The 18,159-nt window shown below is 60.9% G+C and carries 11 protein-coding genes and 1 tRNA gene; 3 read left to right on the plus strand and 9 right to left on the minus strand.

Annotation, left to right across the window (positions count from 1 at the left end; translation table 11 throughout):
* Positions 1–31: 31 nt before the first annotated feature.
* Complete coding sequence (locus SI859A1_RS05015) at positions 32–2,017, plus strand: hypothetical protein (protein ID WP_009208763.1); 1,986 nt, start codon at positions 32–34, stop codon at positions 2,015–2,017.
* Positions 2,018–2,165: 148 nt separating this feature from the next.
* On the opposite strand, the gene rpoH is transcribed toward SI859A1_RS05015, so the two are convergent.
* Positions 2,166–3,077, minus strand: a complete 912-nt coding sequence (gene rpoH / locus SI859A1_RS05020) for an RNA polymerase sigma factor RpoH (RefSeq protein ID WP_009208764.1) — start codon at positions 3,075–3,077, stop codon at positions 2,166–2,168.
* Between the two features lie 185 nt (positions 3,078–3,262).
* A complete protein-coding gene (locus SI859A1_RS05025) occupies positions 3,263–4,297 on the minus strand; it encodes an RluA family pseudouridine synthase (protein WP_009208765.1) in 1,035 nt (344 codons plus the stop codon).
* A 117-nt stretch (positions 4,298–4,414) separates the two neighbouring features.
* On the opposite strand from SI859A1_RS05025, the gene SI859A1_RS20760 reads away from it, so the two are divergent.
* Together SI859A1_RS20760 and SI859A1_RS05035 are read left to right on the plus strand one after the other, a co-directional pair.
* On the plus strand, positions 4,415–4,753 hold the full coding sequence (locus tag SI859A1_RS20760; protein ID WP_040325298.1) for a hypothetical protein: 339 nt from the start codon (positions 4,415–4,417) through the stop codon (positions 4,751–4,753).
* Positions 4,754–4,823: 70 nt separating this feature from the next.
* Positions 4,824–4,898, plus strand: a tRNA-Glu gene (locus SI859A1_RS05035).
* A gap of 202 nt (positions 4,899–5,100) precedes the next feature.
* Here the strand turns inward: SI859A1_RS05035 and SI859A1_RS05040 are convergent.
* The 7 genes from SI859A1_RS05040 to pglX all read right to left on the minus strand — a co-directional run bounded on the left by SI859A1_RS05040 (position 5,101) and on the right by pglX (position 18,143).
* Positions 5,101–6,987: an Hsp70 family protein gene (locus SI859A1_RS05040; protein WP_009208766.1), complete on the minus strand. Its 1,887-nt coding sequence runs from the start codon at positions 6,985–6,987 to the stop codon at positions 5,101–5,103.
* Positions 6,984–8,288: a coiled-coil domain-containing protein gene (locus tag SI859A1_RS21310; protein ID WP_148233737.1), complete on the minus strand. Its 1,305-nt coding sequence runs from the start codon at positions 8,286–8,288 to the stop codon at positions 6,984–6,986. The genes SI859A1_RS05040 and SI859A1_RS21310 overlap by 4 nt, the downstream gene beginning before the upstream one ends.
* Entirely contained in the window at positions 8,285–9,418 is a 1,134-nt protein-coding gene (locus SI859A1_RS05050) for a hypothetical protein (protein ID WP_040325303.1), read from the minus strand. Before SI859A1_RS05050 ends, SI859A1_RS21310 begins: the two co-directional genes overlap by 4 nt.
* 137 nt (positions 9,419–9,555) lie before the next feature.
* Positions 9,556–9,975 carry a hypothetical protein gene (locus tag SI859A1_RS21315; RefSeq protein ID WP_009208768.1) on the minus strand — a complete coding sequence of 140 codons (420 nt, stop codon included), beginning with the start codon at positions 9,973–9,975 and terminating at the stop codon, positions 9,556–9,558.
* Between the two features lie 8 nt (positions 9,976–9,983).
* Positions 9,984–12,044, minus strand: a complete 2,061-nt coding sequence (gene brxL / locus SI859A1_RS05055) for a protease Lon-related BREX system protein BrxL (protein WP_009208769.1) — start codon at positions 12,042–12,044, stop codon at positions 9,984–9,986.
* Positions 12,004–14,598, minus strand: coding sequence for a BREX-1 system phosphatase PglZ type A (gene pglZ, locus SI859A1_RS05060; protein WP_009208770.1), 2,595 nt, complete (start codon positions 14,596–14,598; stop codon positions 12,004–12,006). Before pglZ ends, brxL begins: the two co-directional genes overlap by 41 nt.
* Positions 14,598–18,143, minus strand: a complete 3,546-nt coding sequence (gene pglX, locus SI859A1_RS05065; protein WP_009208771.1) for a BREX-1 system adenine-specific DNA-methyltransferase PglX — start codon at positions 18,141–18,143, stop codon at positions 14,598–14,600. The genes pglZ and pglX overlap by 1 nt, the downstream gene beginning before the upstream one ends.
* Between the last annotated feature and the right edge of the window lie 16 nt (positions 18,144–18,159).

An 18,159-nucleotide genomic window follows, 5' to 3' on the forward strand; every position in this document is an offset into this window, starting at 1 on the left:
CGAAATCAAGACGAGTGAGTGACTGCGATCCATGGCGGATTTGAGCGGCGTACTTCGCAAGACCATCGATGGCCTGCCACGCGCAACGCCGCAGATGCGAGCGAAGGTCTACGAGAAAGCCCGCGCGGCGATCCAGCGGCAGATCCAGGCGGCCAATCCTCCTCTTGCCGAGGAGGTTGTCGCCGCACGCCAGTCGGCGCTCGAGGACGCCATCGCGCGCACCGAGCAGCATTATCTCGACCAGGGCGCCGAAGCGGATGGCGACGCTGGCGAGCCAGCGGCAGCGGCCGCGCCACTGGCCGCGCCGGTCGCAGCGCCGCCCGCGTCTGCGCCTGCCGATGCGCCGGCAGCAGCTTCGAAGGAGATGTCCCCGCGGTCCGACCTGCGACCGTCCGAGCCGCCACGGCCGCAGACGCCGCCGGCCGAGCGCCCGCGCGCGCCGCAGCCGGACAGCCGCATCGAACCGTCCTTCGACGGTGGACGCCCAACTGCTGATGCCGCCGGCGGGGCCAACACGCATTCGGCCTGGGAGCGTGAGACGCCCGCCACCCCGACGCCGTCCGCGACCAAGCCGCAGGGGGCCGGCGCCGGCGCGGCTTCGCCGGCAAGGCCGGGACCGGCCAAGGATGCCGGGCGCAGCGATCCGCCGCCTTTCTTCCCGGTCTCCGCGGAAGAGCCCGAGGGCGGGGCCCGTCCCGCCGCCGTGGGGGCACCGTTCATCGTGCCGTCGCAGGAGAGCGGTCGCGATGGTCCCGCCGTTGCCGGGACGGACGATGCCCATGACGACGAGGACCGGCTGCCGGCCGGCATCCGCTCGGACGACGACCTGATCCCCGCTGCCGACCTGACCGCGCCGCGCTACTCCGCGCGCCAGCGTCGCAAGTCCGGCGGTGCCGGCAATCGCGGTGCGATCACGGCCGTTGCCGCCGTGCTGATCCTCGGCGGGCTGGGAACGGCCGGCTGGATGTATCGCGAGGACATCCAGGCGATGCTGGTCGATCCGGCCGGCCTGGAGACGATCGCCACGAATAACGCCGACGGCACGCCCGCGCCGACGCCGACAGACGAGGCCGGGACCGGCGTCGCCGCGGTCGATCCGGCAGCCGAAACGCCGGACGCCGAGGGCGAGACCGCGCCGGAGACCACGACGCCCGCGCGGGAATCGACGCGGCAGTTCACCCAGAGGTTGCTGCCGGACGGCACCGAAGTCGACGAGGGCCCGGCCGAGGTCGCGCCGAACGCCTTCGACGAGGGCACGAACATCGCCGCCGCCTCGCCGGTGGAGACGCCGGACCTCTCGGGCAGCCCGACCGTTGCCAGCGAAATCGGCGAGAATCCCGAAGTCGTTGGCGCGCCAGCGGAGACGCCAGCCGAGACCGCGGCGGAGACGCCCGACGCCGCGCCGGCCGAGGATGCGGCCGCCGGGGAGACCGAGGTCGCCGCCGTCGATCCGTCCGAGGACGGGGTGGGCGTCGCGCAGGACGCGGTGTTCTACCAGGAGCGCACCGAGACGGTGCCGGGCACGCAGGAAAGCGGCGACGTCGTCTGGTCGGTGGTCAATGAGTCGCCGACAGAAGGGCAGCCGCCCGAGCCGGCGATCCGGGCCGAAGCCGAGATTCCGGACGAAAACCTGAAGATGACCATGACCATCCGGCGCAATGCGGACCCGACGCTGCCGGCCAGCCATGTCATCGAGCTGCTGTTCACGACGCCGGAGAACTTTGCCGGCGGCAGTGTCGCCAACGTTCAGCGGCTGGCCCTGAAGCCCTCCGAGCAGGCGCGCGGCGAGCCGCTGATCGGGGTCGCGGGCAAGATCTCCGACGGCTTCTTCATCATCGCCCTGAACAATCTCGAACAGGCGATGCAGAACAACATGGCGCTCCTGCAGAACGAGCAGTGGATCGATATTCCGATCGCCTATGCCTCGGGCCGCCGAGCGCTGATGTCGATCGAGAAGGGCGTGCCGGGTGACCGGGTGTTCAAGGAAGCGATCGAGGCCTGGAAGGCCAAGACCTGACGCGCATTGCCCGCCGTGCCTGACCGCCGCCGCGCCTGACGGCGGGGACGGTTGCGGGCCGCGGCATCCGCAGGAAGTGCATCCTACGAAAAGGGCCGGCCCGCGGATTGCGGACCGGCCCTTTCTTTATTTTCGCTGATGCCTCCGGTCAGGCGGCAGGCTGCTCGACCGTGCGCAGCGCCCGGTTGGTCGCGTCGGCGGTGTCGCGCACCGCCTTCTGGACCTTCTCGAAGGCGCGTACCTCGATCTGGCGCACCCGCTCGCGGCTGATCTCGAACTCGCCGGAGAGGGTCTCCAGCGTCAGCGGATCCTCGGCGAGGCGGCGGGCCTCGAAGATCCGGCGTTCGCGATCGTTGAGCACGCCCATGGCCTGCTGCAGCATGCCGCGACGCTGGTCGAGCTCGTCGTTGCGGGCGAGCAGGTCTTCCTGCGTCTCGCTGTCGTCGACCAGCCAGTCCTGCCACTCGCCGGATTCGCCCTCGGTGGCGCGCAGCGGCGCGTTGAGCGAGGCGTCGCCGGACAGGCGGCGGTTCATCGACACGACTTCCTCGTCCGACACGCCGAGATTGGTCGCGATCTGCGAGACCTGATCGGGGCGCAGATCGCCCTCGTCCAGCGCCTGAATGCGGCTCTTCATCTTGCGAAGATTGAAGAACAGCCGCTTCTGGTTCGCCGTGGTGCCCATCTTCACGAGGCTCCAGGACCGCAGGATGTATTCCTGGATCGAGGCCTTGATCCACCACATGGCATAGGTGGCCAGACGGAAGCCGCGCTCCGGATCGAAGCGCTTGACGGCCTGCATCAGGCCGACATTGCCTTCCGACACGACTTCGCCGATCGGCAGGCCGTAGCCGCGATAGCCCATGGCGATCTTGGCGACGAGCCGCAGATGGCTGGTGACGAGCCTGTGCGCCGCGTCGCGGTCGTCATGTTCCGCGTAACGCTTCGCCAGCATGTATTCTTCCTGCGGCTCCAGCATCGGGAACCGCCGAATCTCTTCCAGATACCGGCTGAGGCCGGCTTCGCCCGAGGAGATGCTCGGGAGATTGGCTTGGGCCATATGTGCGCCCTCCATCGTTGCAGACGACCGCTTTTCGCGAAAGCCGGTCGGTGTGCGGGCCGCCTGCGCCTGCCCGCACCTTTCAGATATGGGGATTACCCCGGCCGATTGCACGGCAAAATCATGGGATCAGCGCGCTGAACGATCTGTTCGCGAACGCTCACCAATGGCCTCGGCAACGGGTCTTACCCTGTAGAAATCCCGAAGGCGGCGCACAGTTCCACCATATCGGCCGGCAAATCGGCCTGGAACGCCAGATCCTCGCCGGTGACCGGGTGCACGAAGCCGAGACGGAAGGCGTGCAGGGCCTGGCGATCGAAGCGCTCGACGACATGGCGGGCGTCGTCCTCCAGCCGCCGCGACTTGCTGCGGAAGCCGGCGCCATAGACGTCGTCGCCGACGAGGGGATGGCCGATATGCGCCATGTGGACGCGGATCTGGTGGGTGCGGCCGGTTTCCAGCACGCATTCGACCAGCGACGCGATGCCGTCGTCCAGCATCGAGGCCTTGACCAGATTGAAGCGGGTGACGGCATGGCGGGCGTCGGCGCGGTCGGCGGCGACGACGGCGCGCTTGACGCGGTCGGTGGTGGAGCGGCCGAGCGCCGCGTCGATCGTGCCGCTGGGGCGCAGCGGGACGCCCCAGACCAGCGCCAGATAGGCGCGCGACAGGCGGCCGTCGCGGCCATGGGCGGCGAACTGGTCGGCAAGGCCCTGATGCGCCGCATCGGACTTGGCCACCACCAGCAGGCCGCTGGTGTCCTTGTCGAGACGGTGGACGATACCGGGCCGCTTGACGCCGCCGACGCCGGAGAGGCTGTCGCCGCAATGGTGGATCAGCGCGTTGACCAGCGTGCCGGTCCAGTTGCCCGGACCCGGATGGACGACGAGGCCGGCCGGCTTGTCGATCACGACAAGGTGCTCGTCCTCGAAGACGATGGTCAGCGGAATCGGCTCGGGCAGGGGCTCGGGATCGGACGGCGGCGGAATGTCGACGGCGACGATCTCGCCCGCCACCAGCTTGCGCTTGCCGACGGTGACGGTGACGTCGTCGACGGTGACCTGGCCGTCGGCGATCAGGGCCTGGGCGCGGCTGCGCGACAGCGCGCCGTCGCTGGCGGCGGCGACGAAGGCGTCGAGCCGGATGCCGGCCCGGTCGTCCTCGACCAGAAAGCGGCTTGTGTCGGCGGCTTGCGGCCCTGTAGGAGCGATGTCGACCATCACAGTGCCCGATCCGCTGGAGTGACAGGCATTTTGATCCCTCTCAATGCGGTGTCCCGTCCCGAGGTCAGATGCATCCTTCGGGACGATGCCGCCGCCAGACCGACCGGACGCGCCATGAGCATCGAGGACAACGACGACACCGAAAAGCCGCTCGACCCGGCGACCGAACGGCTGCGGCGCAAGATGGTGCGGCTGCTGGTGGTCTCGATCGGGATCATGACGATCGGGCTTATGGCCGTGCTGGCGGCCATTGTCTACCGCACCATGGGCGGGCCGGGGCCGCTGGAGGGCATCGAGACGACCATCGCGCTGCCGGCGGGCAGCGAAGTGCTGGAAAGCTCGCTCGACGGCAAGCAGGCGCTCCTGCGCGTTCGCAACGGGTCCGAGGTCTCGCTGTACCTTGTGTCGCTCACCGACGGCAGCATCACGGCCCGCTACGCGCTGCCGCAATAGTTCGCAGAATTTGCCCGATGTCCCCCTTGCATCGAGCAAATCGCCCGGTTATATCCTCGCTCACCAGCAAGCGCCCATCGTCTAGCGGTTAGGACGGCGCCCTCTCACGGCGCAAACAGGGGTTCGATTCCCCTTGGGCGTACCACTTGTCTCGCGACACATAGTTTGCTGATTCACCCCCAAAGAACGCATTTCTTCCCGCCTGACGGGAAAATTCCTCGCATAACGTGCAACGGTCGGGCGGCTGTTGTTTTCCTGCCTGCCGAGAACGGATTCCTTGGCAGGTGGGGTCTGGGATACGTACTTAGACAGAGCGAATAGTGATTCTGATTTCTCTGGGCCGGGAATCAGCCGGTCCGACATTCAACCCTTCCCAGGCATGATTCGATCGGGCCATCGGCCATGATCACCGAAATCGATCGTCCACAATGCACACAAGGCTGGTAGAACAGCCTTTCCTCTCGCTGCCGCGGTGAGGCTGTGTCCGAACGAGTGTCGAAGTGATTCGGCTTGTATCTATCTACGAGATCGCCCGGAACCACTCGCCAATACGGGTCTGTTCGGTTATCCCCCTTCACGTCCAGTGCCACGTTCGTACGCTGAGCCAAATTCACATCCCGGACTCTGATCAAGTCAGGCCCGACAGACGGCTTCTTTGACGCCGGTGGGAGCGGTTCATCCTCTTCATCGTCGAGGTCTGGTCGGTCTATCGGCAGCGAAAGAGCAAAATCGAGATCGTGAAACTCGATCTGCTGGGTATCCTTTCGCCCCAGAGAGCGAAGAACGGCCTTGGCAACGTAATCATGGTCGATCTCTAGATTGCAGGTAACTCGCTCGATCAATGGGTTTGCTTTTGGATCCACGGCAACACTGACAGAGTGCAGCGTAACCCGGGGAGCGGTGGAGGGCACCCGTCCGGGGGCAACCGGTTTGGCAAACTCTATGCAAGCCACGCCTTCCGTTGGATCGGTACAGAACAGCCTTGAATTCGGCGCCGATAAGACCTGGCCTTCCATCGGCAGTTCCGTCCCAGCGGGAACAAGGGTGTGATAGGTGCCTCTACCGGAACTGTCGGCGCTGAGAATTTCGATGGGTTTCGACAGGCGAAGCCGAAGGGCGTCGTGAGCGATCCAAGCGGCACCTTCCGAGATAATCCTGTCACCGTTCGCAGGAGCGTTGTACCGACCCGGGAAATACTCCGCGAGGGCGTTTCGGATAGCGGGCATGTTCACCATCCCACCTGTTGCGAGGCAAAGAGCAACGTCCTGGCTTTCGAGCCCAGCTTTTTCCAGGATCGCGTTCACCAGCGCCAATCCACGGTTGACGATCTGCCGGCTGGCGTCCTCAAACTCCTCGATCGTAATCGTCTGAACTAGGTTCCGCTCCGGGCCTGGCAGGTTGAGGTAGTCCCTGACAATGATTCGACCGGTTGTCGTGCCAGGCTGAGACAAGGCAATCTTCAGCTTCTCGCACTCGGCCAGAAGCTTCGCCCCCATCCCGGGATGCTCGAGGGAAACAACATCGTCGATGTCCCGTGCCTGACCATGTTTCGCCCGAATCAGGTTCCGGAGTCGCTCGTCAAACCGGTCTCCACCTACCTCGTTGTCGCCGAGACTCTCGATCTGGTGGATCGTTCCGCCCTGGATGCGGCAAAGCGTCAGATCGAGGGTCCCACCGCCCCAATCGAAGACAAGCATGTTTCGATCGCCCATTCGGGCGACCTCACGTGCGAAGTTGTCCAGTGATCGAAGATGAGCGTATAGCGCCGCGACGGGCTCATGGACGAACTGGACGACGCCAATGCCAGCCTTGCTCGCGGCTGCGCGCAAGGCTCGTCTTTCAGGGCCGCCGAAGTTGACGGGGATCGTCATTACAGCCTGGCGAACATTGGCGCCGTCCCGTCCTTCGCGTGATCTGGAGGCATCCTTGACGAGGTACCGCAGAACCTCTGCAATCGCGTCCGAGGGATCGATCGATCGGCCGTCGACCAATATCGGTGTGCCTTGACGCAGATGCATCTTGGGCGATCGCACGAAGCCGGGAGGGGCGCCGCCTTCGTCAAGGTCCAAGCTGTTTCGCGCATCGGTACCGACAACAACCTCAGTACCGCGGTACCAGAGGACCGAAGGGTGCGGCCTGGTCTCGTGATTGAGCAGATGGAGCGCCCGCTTGTTACTGATCCTGGTAATCAGACTGTTCGTCGTGCCGAAATCAATACCGTAAATTTCGCTCATCGCCCCATCTCCTCGATCATTGCCTGGATCTGGCGAATTCGCTCGTCGGCGGCATCCATGGCTTCTTTGCCCACACCAGACGTTTCCTCGGCGGCGATCGCGACGGCGTCCGCAGCATCGGATACGAAGTCACCGACCCGTTTCAGTCTGACCCGGAAATCTGCCTTCAACTGCTCAATGTCGTTTCCTGCGTGCTGGTCGGCGTTGCGTGCCTCTAGTCGCGTCTGATCCAGAAGCGCGGCCATATCCTCTTTTTCACGCTCCAACCCCGTGAGCTTCTGGCTCAATTCGGCATTGCGAGCTTCTTCCCGATCGAGACGTGTCCGAAGATCCGTTTTCTGATTTCGCTCGTCATCCCGTGCGGCCACTGCACTCCGAACTCGGTCTTCAGCCATGGCAAGTGCCGTGACTGCGGTGCGAAGTTCCGACATGGTGCCGCGAGTAATCGCTCGCCGAATTCGAACCTCGGCCTCATTCGGCTTCTCGACGTAGAGGTGCTTAAGAACATCGACGACCGGAAGCACTTCAAGGCCTCGCTTCTCGATCAGCCATGCGATCCCGAGTCGCAGATCAGTCTCCAAGGATCTCGCTGATTGCCGATCTTCGTCACTTTCCGTCAATCGGCCGACACCTGCGATGAGGCGACGAAGAATTTGCGTGGGGGGCGCCGAAAACAGATCAATCTCTCTGCCAACGATCGCCGAGGTTCTCAATCGTACATAAGGCCAGACCCAAGCTTCCACTGCTGGTGCGGACGACGCGTTGTTTGCCAGCACCCAAAGCCGGCTCCCGTCAGGGTCGTTTGACCGCTGTGCAGCCTCTGCTACCTGAGTATCATCGTGATCGAAGCGCCGTTTATTGGCTGCTTTCAACGCTTTCAGGAATGCTGCGATGTTTACTTTTTCCGGACCGAACCAAGCCGCCAGAAGAGGCTCTACCCGAGTCTTCTTCTCACTTCCTGTGGCGTCCGCGTCGGTCTGAACCGCCTTGCTCGAAGAACCTTCATCGAGGCTATCGCTATTCGCCTCAATGTCGTTGGCCACGGCACCATCCAGCTCGGCAACCATTTCCATTTCGCTGCCTGGACGCGGCCCGTTCCGAACCGCTGTTTCCTCTTCTTCCGGCGCAGCTTTGGTTGGGCGGCGCTTATCGGTATCCTTCAAGAGGGGCTTGGTGCTATCTGGCCGCTCCGCAGCGAAGTCGGCTGCAATCTCATTCTTCCGACTGGCATTCTGCCGAGACGACTTTCGCTTCCTGCTCATTTCGCGGTGACGGTTCTTCGGAGCCGTTTTATCGTTCATGCGTTTGCACCTGCCATGTGTCCGGCCGCCCACTTCTCGAAGGGATAGATTCCGGCGATCTGCGTCAGAGGCTCCTGAGCCTTGTCTTTTCGTCGGAATCGAAGCGCAGTGACCGCCCAGAACGCAAGCACCTTCCTGCGATCGCGGAGGTCGAAATTCCGACTGGAGGAGACCTCTCGGCACTCTTCCTCTATCAGGTCGCTCCAACGATCGTAGTTTGCGAACCGCTTCGCCATTTCGAGCATTCTGCTCGTCCCATGATCAACGGGACATGGTATCCGCGGAGGGGCGACGCCCCGAACCTCAGCGGGCGACGAGTGGGATTTCCCGGCAAGCATGTCCGAGGCGATGTCCAGATCGGCGAAGCCGCTCGACCCAGTCAGCGCGCTCAGGTCATTGAGCATGAACGAAGTGATCGTGGAAATCAGACGGGCGAGGGGCCGATCGAAATTCCGGAGTGCCTCGTAGGCCCGGGCAAGTCGCTCAGGATATTCGGAGAACGCCGTCACTTGGCCCTCACCTGGGTTTTCCTTCAGGAGCAGGCCGAGCGTGTAGAGGTAGAGTCCCTCGGCGTAACTCTTGCCAATCGCGGAGCAGCGCGCATCTTCGACGAACAACCGCATGTTCGTCTTCGTCATGCCTCTGCCGCGAACGTGTTCCTCGAAAGCGTTTTCGATCGCGATGAGGGCCTGCTCATCTGCAATGCGGAAATCGAGGCGATACTCGCTTTCGGTTGGCATCATGTTGGGCTGGCAGCCATTCGCGAGCCGCACCCGGACATGCCTATCCCGAAGTCCTTCAAGAAGAAGGGGCAGATCGCTCCTATCGACCTTCATCCAGGCCTGGCCGTCGACTTCAATCGCTGTGTCAGTCACATTTGCCAGCGCAAACATTGCTCGCCCGCGGACCTTCACTTCTCGAGGGCACTCCTGAGAGTTGAGAAAAAGGACCGGCCGCTCCTGCCGGTGCTGGTTCGCTACGTGCAACTGCCGGGCACCTGCACTCGGGAAGGCGGATTTACAGAACGGACAGATGAACGACGGCTTCACAGACCCGCCCGGGGCCGCGGTACGGTCTATACGCTCAAGAACTGCATCCAGCGTGTCTTCGAAGACGTATGTGATACCCATCGTACAGCCATAACCGAATCATCACTCGGATTGATTGTAACGCTTGCTGCCTATATCCGTCAGGTGTCGGCCATTATCGTTCAACATCGCGATTGCGCGGTTTCGCATTGCGGCCCGCGGCTAACTGGAAGCCGGTTTTAGCCTCCAGCCGATTGTGATGGGGTCGGAATGCTGTGTGCTTTGAATTGTCCGGTTTCGTCGTCGAATTCCACGATCTTCATGAGAACCCTCGGAAGTGGATGAGCGCTCGCGATTTTCCGAGGCCTCGCTTTAGTGTCTTCCGCAGTCGCGACCACCACGCGGACGACTCCGCCTAGTTTGGCAAGTGCAAGCCTGATGTATTCACGTCGTTCGGAATTGCCGGGTCGGTTCACCTCGTCGGCAGCCTCCCATGCCGAATCGTCGTAGGAGTATGTCTTTGTCGCCTTGTCGAAGAGGAGCTTATCCTTCCAGAATGTGAGAACGACCAAGCTGTCGTCCGTTGCTTTTGCAGACCAACTCCAACGGACGTTCTTCAATTTTACACCGTAGGACCCAAAGGCTTCCGTCTTGTTCATGATCGCACTCAATTCAGCCCCAATGCTTTGAAGGCGGCGTCGACCGGATCCGAAAAGAACGACGTCTGGAATTTGGTGAACAATTCCGCTGGGATCGTTGGGATGTCTGCAGCACTGGCCATCGGGATCAGGATTTTCTTTGCCCCGCTGTCAAAAGCCATCTGGAGCGATTCGGCGAGATCCTGAACCGGCACTACGCTGCCGCCGAGACTCATATCGCCCAGGATCACCATCTGACCTTGCACCGGCTTCTTCAGGATGCCCGAGCAGAGGGCCACGAATCCCGCGAGGGTGATAGCCGTCGGGGCCCCTGCATTGTGTAGCTCCACGGTGTGGACGTGGACATCGTGGTCACTCGGCCGAGTGCTCGCGCTGATCCGACCCGCATTCGCCTTGAAGAAATCAAAGGCAATCCCGAGCGCCTCCTTGGCTTTCTGGTTTGATCCCAGGCCGGACACGGTGAACTTCCCGCTGCCGGTCGTTGTCTGCACCTCCAGGCGATACAGGCTACGGTGGCCCGACTTCGCCCCAGCGGCGATCGTGTGGAGCGTCCCGGGATTCATTTGGCTTTCCGGGATCAGCTTCCCGCCACCCTGTTCGGGCACGCTCACGAAAGTCTCCTCCAGCGTCTCGTTATCGAGATAGGAGAAGTGAACGTCGTAGAACTCCATGCCGCCGATCTTCTTCAGCTGCTCCTTTACCCTCCGGCGGGCTTCGAGGGCATATTCGAGGCAGCGGCGGACAGCTTCCTTGTCGTAGTCGGCGCTGGGATGGAGAAGCTTCAGGAGTCCCGAAACCGTGCGACGGACAGCAATCGTGTCCCGCTGGTTCAGATTGTTGCCGAGCTTGAAATAGTGGTCGATCGCGTCGGAGAAGTTCCTCTTCCGCATCTCCCTCATGTACTCAGCCAGGTAATCGGTGATGAGGCCGAACCGGTTGGTGAAGAATTCCGGGCGCATCTTCGGAATCTCCCAGCCGGGGATATAGGCGTGGAAGCGATCGAAGAACGCGGAATCGATCATTGCCTCGGGGAACGGCGCCAGGAGGTGGCTGGTCTTCACCAGCGTATCGACGGGCTGGTTGATGTTGCCGACGAAGACCATCGACGCCGAACCGGCCACTGACTCTCGCCCGCGGACAAAACTGCCCGACGCCATGAAGTCCTTCATGATCTGGACGCCATCCTTGTCCTTGAAGCTGATGCCGGCAACCTCGTCGAACGCGACGACGTCCCACATGCCGACGAGCCCCACGACCCGGCTGGCCATGTTATAGAAAAGGTTCGCAACGGTCGTCTGGCCGCCCGACACCAGAATGCTGTTCGGGCTGCATTCCTTATAGACGTGGCTCTTGCCGGTGCCGCGAGGGCCCAGTTCGCAGCAATTGTAGTTATTTTCGACGAACGGTATGAGACGGGAAAGGAGGTGCCATTTCACCCGGTTATCGAAGTTCGATGGCTCCATGCCCGTCGATCGCAAGAGGACGTCGAGCCACTGCTCCTCAGAGAAGTGAGAGCGTCCCTCAAGAAGCTCCGGCATATCCATGTTCGGCATCTGGATCGGCTTCAGATCCGAGATCGAGAACGGCGAGGACTTTGAGCCCTCCTCGTAGAGGTAGTGCATGGTCACGATGCACCAGATCCCGCCCGAGAGGAGCTTTTCGTATCTGCGGACGTCGGCGCTGGAGATGAAGGCGTCCTTCACTCCGAGATTCGAGAGCAGTGCTTCGTACCGGTCCTTCTTCTCGTTGAGCTTGACGGTCACCTTGTCGATGACCTTGAAGCTGCCCCGCTCCTTGATCGTCGATTTGATCTTTTCGGCCTCGTCCGGGCGGACGTAGTTCTCCGAAAGGATACGCTTCACGCTCTCCAGGCCATCGCGGATCGTCGCCTCGTCGTCGGACGCGCAGTACATGCCGAGCAGGTACTCGAGCACATAGACCGGGACGTTCGCACCTTCCTTCAGGAGCTTGGTCAGATCCTTGCGGACGACCTTGCCACCGAAATGCCGAACGACGAGTTCGTCGACCTCAGTCGAAGTCGCGGGCGATGGCGAGATCGATAATGACATGCTGACTCAACTCCTGAACCTTGGTCTCGGCGTTCCGGACGACGAGGAAAAATCGCTGCGACTTATCGAACGCCGTCCCGGCCAGAGTCAGCCGAACGGTCTGCTTCCAGTCTTCCGACATCGTCGGCGTCTTGCTGTCGAACGTGACCTTCTGGATATCCGAGACCGGACGCCCGTCGGAGCCGACGATCGCGACAGTAACACTCATCGGACGAACGCGGTCGGAGACGGGCTCGGTCTGCATAAGGTCGAAGCTGCGACGCGGCGTCGTGATCCGGTTATTCGCGCCGAGGACGGTGATCTGCACCGGCCGGGACTTTACGTCGTTCGCATCCTTGTCTTTCGAGTAGGCGATCCGCAGGACCGGCACACAAATTTCCTGGAGCATGGCGCCGCCGTGAAGGAAGCGGGCACCCCCCATGAAGTGGAAGCGGGACGTGCCCTTCGGAACCCAGAACTCAGTGTCGTCGCGGACGTCCGAAGTGCGCGAGAGAGGAGCGGACCAAGCACCTGGATGCGATCCGAGCTTCGCGCCCACGTAATAGCGCTTCTTCGCCAAGACGACGCCTTCAGGCTTGTCCTCGACCGCGTTCTTGTCGACGCTGGTCGGAGGGCTCTCCTGGTAGAGAAATCCGTGGTCTGCGGTGACGAAGAGGTTCGTTCCGTTCAGGCTGCCGAGAATACGGATCGCCAGCGACGTGATGTCGTTGATCGTCCTGCGGACGGCGTCGAATGCTTTTTCCTCATCGCCGCCGTCGGCCGTCTTGTCGATGTGGTTATGGTAGACGTAGACGACCTTGTTCGACCTGAGGAAGCGACGCCCCTCGTCGACGGACATCGCATGAAGTTCCTCCGCGCCGATCACGCCACCGCCGTGCTTCGCGAGGATTTCGCCACGGTTCTTCATTCCACTCGAAGACTTCCCGTCCACGGTGACGACCCCGCCTGAAAATGCGAGATCCTTGTGGGGAAGAAGCGAGGCCATGCCGAGCGCGGTAAAGGATGGAAGAACACCCAGCTGCGTCGTCAGCTTCGCTTCCATGCGATCGCGGCTGTTTATCTGGTCCGCGAGTTCCTTTGCGGCCTCAAAGCGGAAGGCATCGCTGATGATAACGATGGCCCGCTTGTCGTCTTCTTGCACGATGGGAGCAATCCGCTTCTCGTAGAAGCGCGACTGTCTTGGCACGCCGGAGATCTGCCACTTCGAGCTGATCATCTCTGCCGCGAATGGGCCCCAGGCGGTCGCCAGCTTCGCGACGTATCCGTTCCCATAGACGTCCTCGACCTTCTGGCGAAGCGTCTTGAGGATATCCCATCCCTGCCTCTCGACCTGATCCGCAGCTTCGCAGAAATGGCGGTAGAGCTGATCGAACCGATACAGGTCGGTTTCGTAGGCCTGCCAGAACTCCTCGACCGTCTCGAACGAAAAGCCTGAGGCGTAGGCGCCGCGCAGACTGAAGAGGCGCGCCGCGTACTCCAACGCGTCGTATGTCCGCGCATAGGCCTTGCGAGGTGCTGTGTCACCCAGGCTTTCGTTGGCCCAGTACCCGTCCTTCCGCCGACGGCACAGGGAAGCGACTTCCTCGACGTCGACCGCGGTATCGGTGTCGATGATCCGATTCCGGAGGCCGGAGGCGAGCCGCCGCTCGATCAGAGAGAACGTGCGTGTGTCTTCGAGATATTCGGGATCGACCGAACCGACATGATCCCCTAGCTTGATCGCGTTAGAGACCGCATCGGAAAGCCTATCGAAGCTCGAATGCCGGGCGTGACTGTCCTGCCACTGTGCCACGCAGACGGCGGTGTTCGACGTACCTTGCCCACGAAGCTTCAGGTGCTCGAGCGCCTTAGGCGTTTTGCCATTCAGCTTTCGCGTGAAGTCGGTGACGAGAAGACGGATCAGGAGGTTTCCGAGCGAGGGACGTGGATCAGCAAATCCGAACACCGCATCGACCTGTCTCCAGAAGGACTCCTCGACATCGTACTTCGCGAATTCGCTGAAGACCTCCGGTGGGCGGGAAATGTCGGACTGGTCCGGGAAGGCATCGAAAATCGCGATGACGATGCCGAAGAAGTCGGCGTTGTCCAGCCGGAGCAGGTTCGCCATGATCTTCCGATCGATATCGACCTCGTTGTCCTTCGGCGAGACGAAACGCTTGAACCTTGTCAGGCGCTCGCGGCTCGCGAAAAACTTGGCTCGCTGCGCGATATGATCCCGCAGGGCCGGCGTATGTAGGCCGAGATCCTCAAGGATATGGGTCGAGCGATCCGCAGCGAAGCCCTTCGCGTAGAGGCGGATGTCGAGAAGCCAATCGTCGGCCGGTTCCGGCCGAGACTGATCCTCATAGACCAGGAACCGAGAATCGGCGGCGCCGGCGGCGATCGCCAGTTTCGCTTCGAGAGCCGGCGATCTCGACACCCTAATGACCGTCGCGCCACCCACGTCGAGCGACGACAGCACATCCTCGAATTCTCTTTCTGGATCGGACCAGAAGACGACCTTGTTCTCAGCGAGGAACCGGCTGAGCGCGACCTGGATGCGATCGGTATCCATCAGCCCTCGTCCTTCGTGCCACAGACCAGCTTCGTCGCGGCGAGGAGGTCGCCAAACCTGCTGTAATTGACCTTCACGCCGTCATCGAGATCGAGCGCGATCCGTTCTTCGGCCACGTGCCGAAGATTGGCTTCGAAACGATCGAGTTCAGCCTTCTTGGCTTCAAGAACGGCAAGTTCCTTCGTGCGAGCTTTCATTTGAGCGCTCGACAGATCTCCCCGAGAAATTTCGCCCTCGATCGTCTGGATTCGATTCTGCATCTTGGTTTGAAGTGGAATGACATATTCGGCCCGCATGCGGCCGAGGGTACTTTCGTTGTACCGATGCAGATAGACGAGACACTCGAAAGCGCGCTCCTTCCCGGACGAAAATAGCCAATAGATCGGCCGGTTCTTGTATGTTCTCAGATGGTCCTTAAAGAATGCTCGGGAAATATATTTTCGGATCGTCTCCGAAGCGGACGTCTTGCTTTTCGGTTCGAGCGAGTCTGCGACGAAATCGAGGTCCCCGCCGAGCCTCTCTTCGCCGAACGTCAGTCGAAGGAAATCGATGAAGCGCGTTGTTGCGTCATCAGGGAACCACTCGACGTCGGTGACCGGAACGATGCCATCGTCGTCAGCATGAAAACCGCCGTACCTACTCGGATCAAATCCGACGTTTCCGGCATTGGCGTAAACGAGCCCCGGCTCGGCCACCGAGTATCGTCCCATCATGCAGCCGACGGCATAAGAGATGAGTTCGCGGATCGTGTCCCGCTGCTGGAGGTCCTTCCGCTCATCTTCCGTCCCCTTAACGCCATAGCGATAGGCGGGGTTACAGGTGAGCGTGATCTCCTCGATCGGCACTTCGGCAGTCAGCTCGTCCTGCAGTCCGTAAGCGTCAATGAAGATGCGATTGTTCTCTTCCTCCAACCGCTGCATCTCGTCAGTCATGGACTGCCAATGGTCGCGGAGCGTTGCGTAGCTGTCCTCCATCGTCTCGCCGCGGTGAGCGAGTGAGAGCAGCGGGAGCGTGGTGAAATCCCAGGAGGTTTCGTAGGCGTCCCAGTCGGCGCGGGCATATGAAACGAGAGCCGTTGCCGGTGCAACTTTCGGCAACACAGCCTTGGGAAAAAGTGCCGCTCCGATATCGCCCGGCTGAAAGTTGAGAGTTGGCGACAGGAACTCAAGATACCTGCTCATCACAGTGGAATTTAAGAAAGCTCCGAATTTCCAAAGATCAGAATCAGCGAAAAGTGTGCAGCCGCCGTTGTCGAAGACTGCACCCTTCGGTGAATATCGAGCAGAAAATCCACCCGACGAAACGGTAGTCCAGGTGAAACCTTCTTCAAAGAAGTGCTTGCTATTCCGAATGGTCGGCTTTTTCTTTTTCCAAGTGAGGCGGCTCTTGACTTCCGATCCGTTGCCCTCCCAGTTTAGGACAATGTCCCTATTGCCATACCAGCGACGAAACTCTCCACCTTTATTATAGGGGACCCACCTGCGGCCTTGTTCCTGTCCTCCCGTTAGATCAGCGCGGTCTTGGGAGACTTCGTGCCAGAATCTCAGGAAATGTTCATTCTCGCCCGTATCCATTCCTTTCCTCGGCGCAGAAATGTCCTTTAAGAGTTCGCCGCTGGAATAAAGATCACGTTCCTTTTCGCTAATCCAATATGCGAAAATAAGGCCCGGGATCTTGCGAAACTCCTCCTGCGATAGGGGGAAATAGCCAACATCCCGATCTAAGAAGAGGTCACGAATTGTTTCGGGTTTGCGAACGTCGACATGTCTTTCGAAAAGACGGCGGTACGTGCCCTTGTGTCCTGGAAAATGCTGCCTTTTCGACACTACAAATGCAACGCTGCCGAAGTCGGAGCCAAAGATGCCTCGACCAAGCTGCAAAAGCGATTCAACTGTTAGGTGGTTTATCAGTTGGCGTCGAGTGTCTTCAAATGAACTTAGGAACATCCAAGACGGAAGATTGATCATCCCCCATTTACCATTTTCTAAACAAAGGATCGACGCTCGGTCCATGAAACACGTCATGAGATCGGAATAGTGGTTGGGATAGTGTTCCTTGGCCCAGTTAACCAGCTTCCCATTCATTCCCTTCCCGCCCATATACGGCGGGTTGGCCACCACCACATGATACTTCGGCGACAGCGCCTCGGCCATGCGCAGCACGGCCACGACGCGCTCCTGCACCTCTTTCAGCAGCAGATCGCCGCCGAATTCCCGCGCCTCGACCACCCGCAGCGTCTCGGCCGGATCGCGCAGCTTCGGCACGATCAGCGAGCCAAAGTTCTTCGCCTGCTCGAACTGACCCAGCGTCTCGCCCAGCTCGTCCGTAAATAAGTTATTGCCCACCACGGCGGAGACGTCCCGCATCTCCGTTTCGGTGAAGACAATGTCCTCCAAAACGCAAATCTGCGGCTCTGCTGAACGTGTGAAGAACCGGCTGTCCTGCACTCGAGCTTTCATCGTCAGCGAAAAGGCTGCAAGCGCCCCAGCGCGGTCATCGATCTCGATACCCTGAAGGTTCTTCTCGATAATAAGCGCCGGGATGTCGCGAGCCCGGTAACCGGCCTCTTCGTAGATCATGTACAGGAGGTCGAAGGCGTAAGTCAGCATGTGGCCAGAGCCGCAGGCGGGATCGCAGACCTTAATCTCCTCGGGAGAACCGATCTTCAGGAAATCGGTCTCAGGCTCCTCAGGCGCGATGTAATAGTCCATCTTCTCGGCGAGCCTCGAAGATGGATTGTTCAGAAGCCAGAGCCGACCGAGTGAGTTCTCGACCAGATATCGCACGATCCAGTGGGGCGTGAAAAGCTGCGTGGCGGCCGGGATGTTTGCCGCAGTGATCTTGATGTTTTTCTTCTTCAGCTTGTCGAAAACGTCATCTTTCTTTTCGGAGATGTAGAACTGGTACAGCCAGCCGATGACCTCGACATCCTGCCAAGAGGCTGTGTCCGAGTTCTGCACGAGCTTGCGGATGAGGCCGTCTGTCGCGAGCAGATTGTCAGGCAGCAGAAGTTCGGTTGCATCGCCGATCTTCTCGAACATGAAGCCCATGGTCTCGCTGAGGGCATTGCACTGGGCGATCAGGATCGCTCGATAAAGCTTTTCTTCGTAGTCACCGGCGATCTTCATCTCGCGGACGCTGTTGATCGGAAGCCGCGGCAGGTTCAACAGCTCGGCGTTGACAAGAGCCTCAGGGAGCGTTCCGCCGGCCGTGCCGGGCCCGACGATCTGGAAACCATGATCGAGATATTCGTGCAGCTCCATGAATCGAAGCGCGACAAGGCGATTGAACCATGTGTAGGCGATCCCCTCAATCGCTTGATCGAAACCTTCGGTTTTCACCTTGGAGATGAGGGCGTCGCGCTGCTTCCCGAACGTCTTGTCGTAGGCCGTACCGCCTACGACGAAGACGTCGCCCTGCCGCTGCGCCTCGACGATGCCGCCGGCGGTGATTCCGATTCGAGCCGCCCGCTCCATGACGGCCTTGCGGAAGTCCTTGCGTGCCTGCGGTGCGTATGCCTTCAGGCGGGAAAGATCAACGCTCATACTCTACAGTTCCCGG

It is taken from the genome of Aurantimonas manganoxydans SI85-9A1 (assembly GCF_000153465.1).
GTDB classification, from domain to species: domain Bacteria; phylum Pseudomonadota; class Alphaproteobacteria; order Rhizobiales; family Rhizobiaceae; genus Aurantimonas; species Aurantimonas manganoxydans.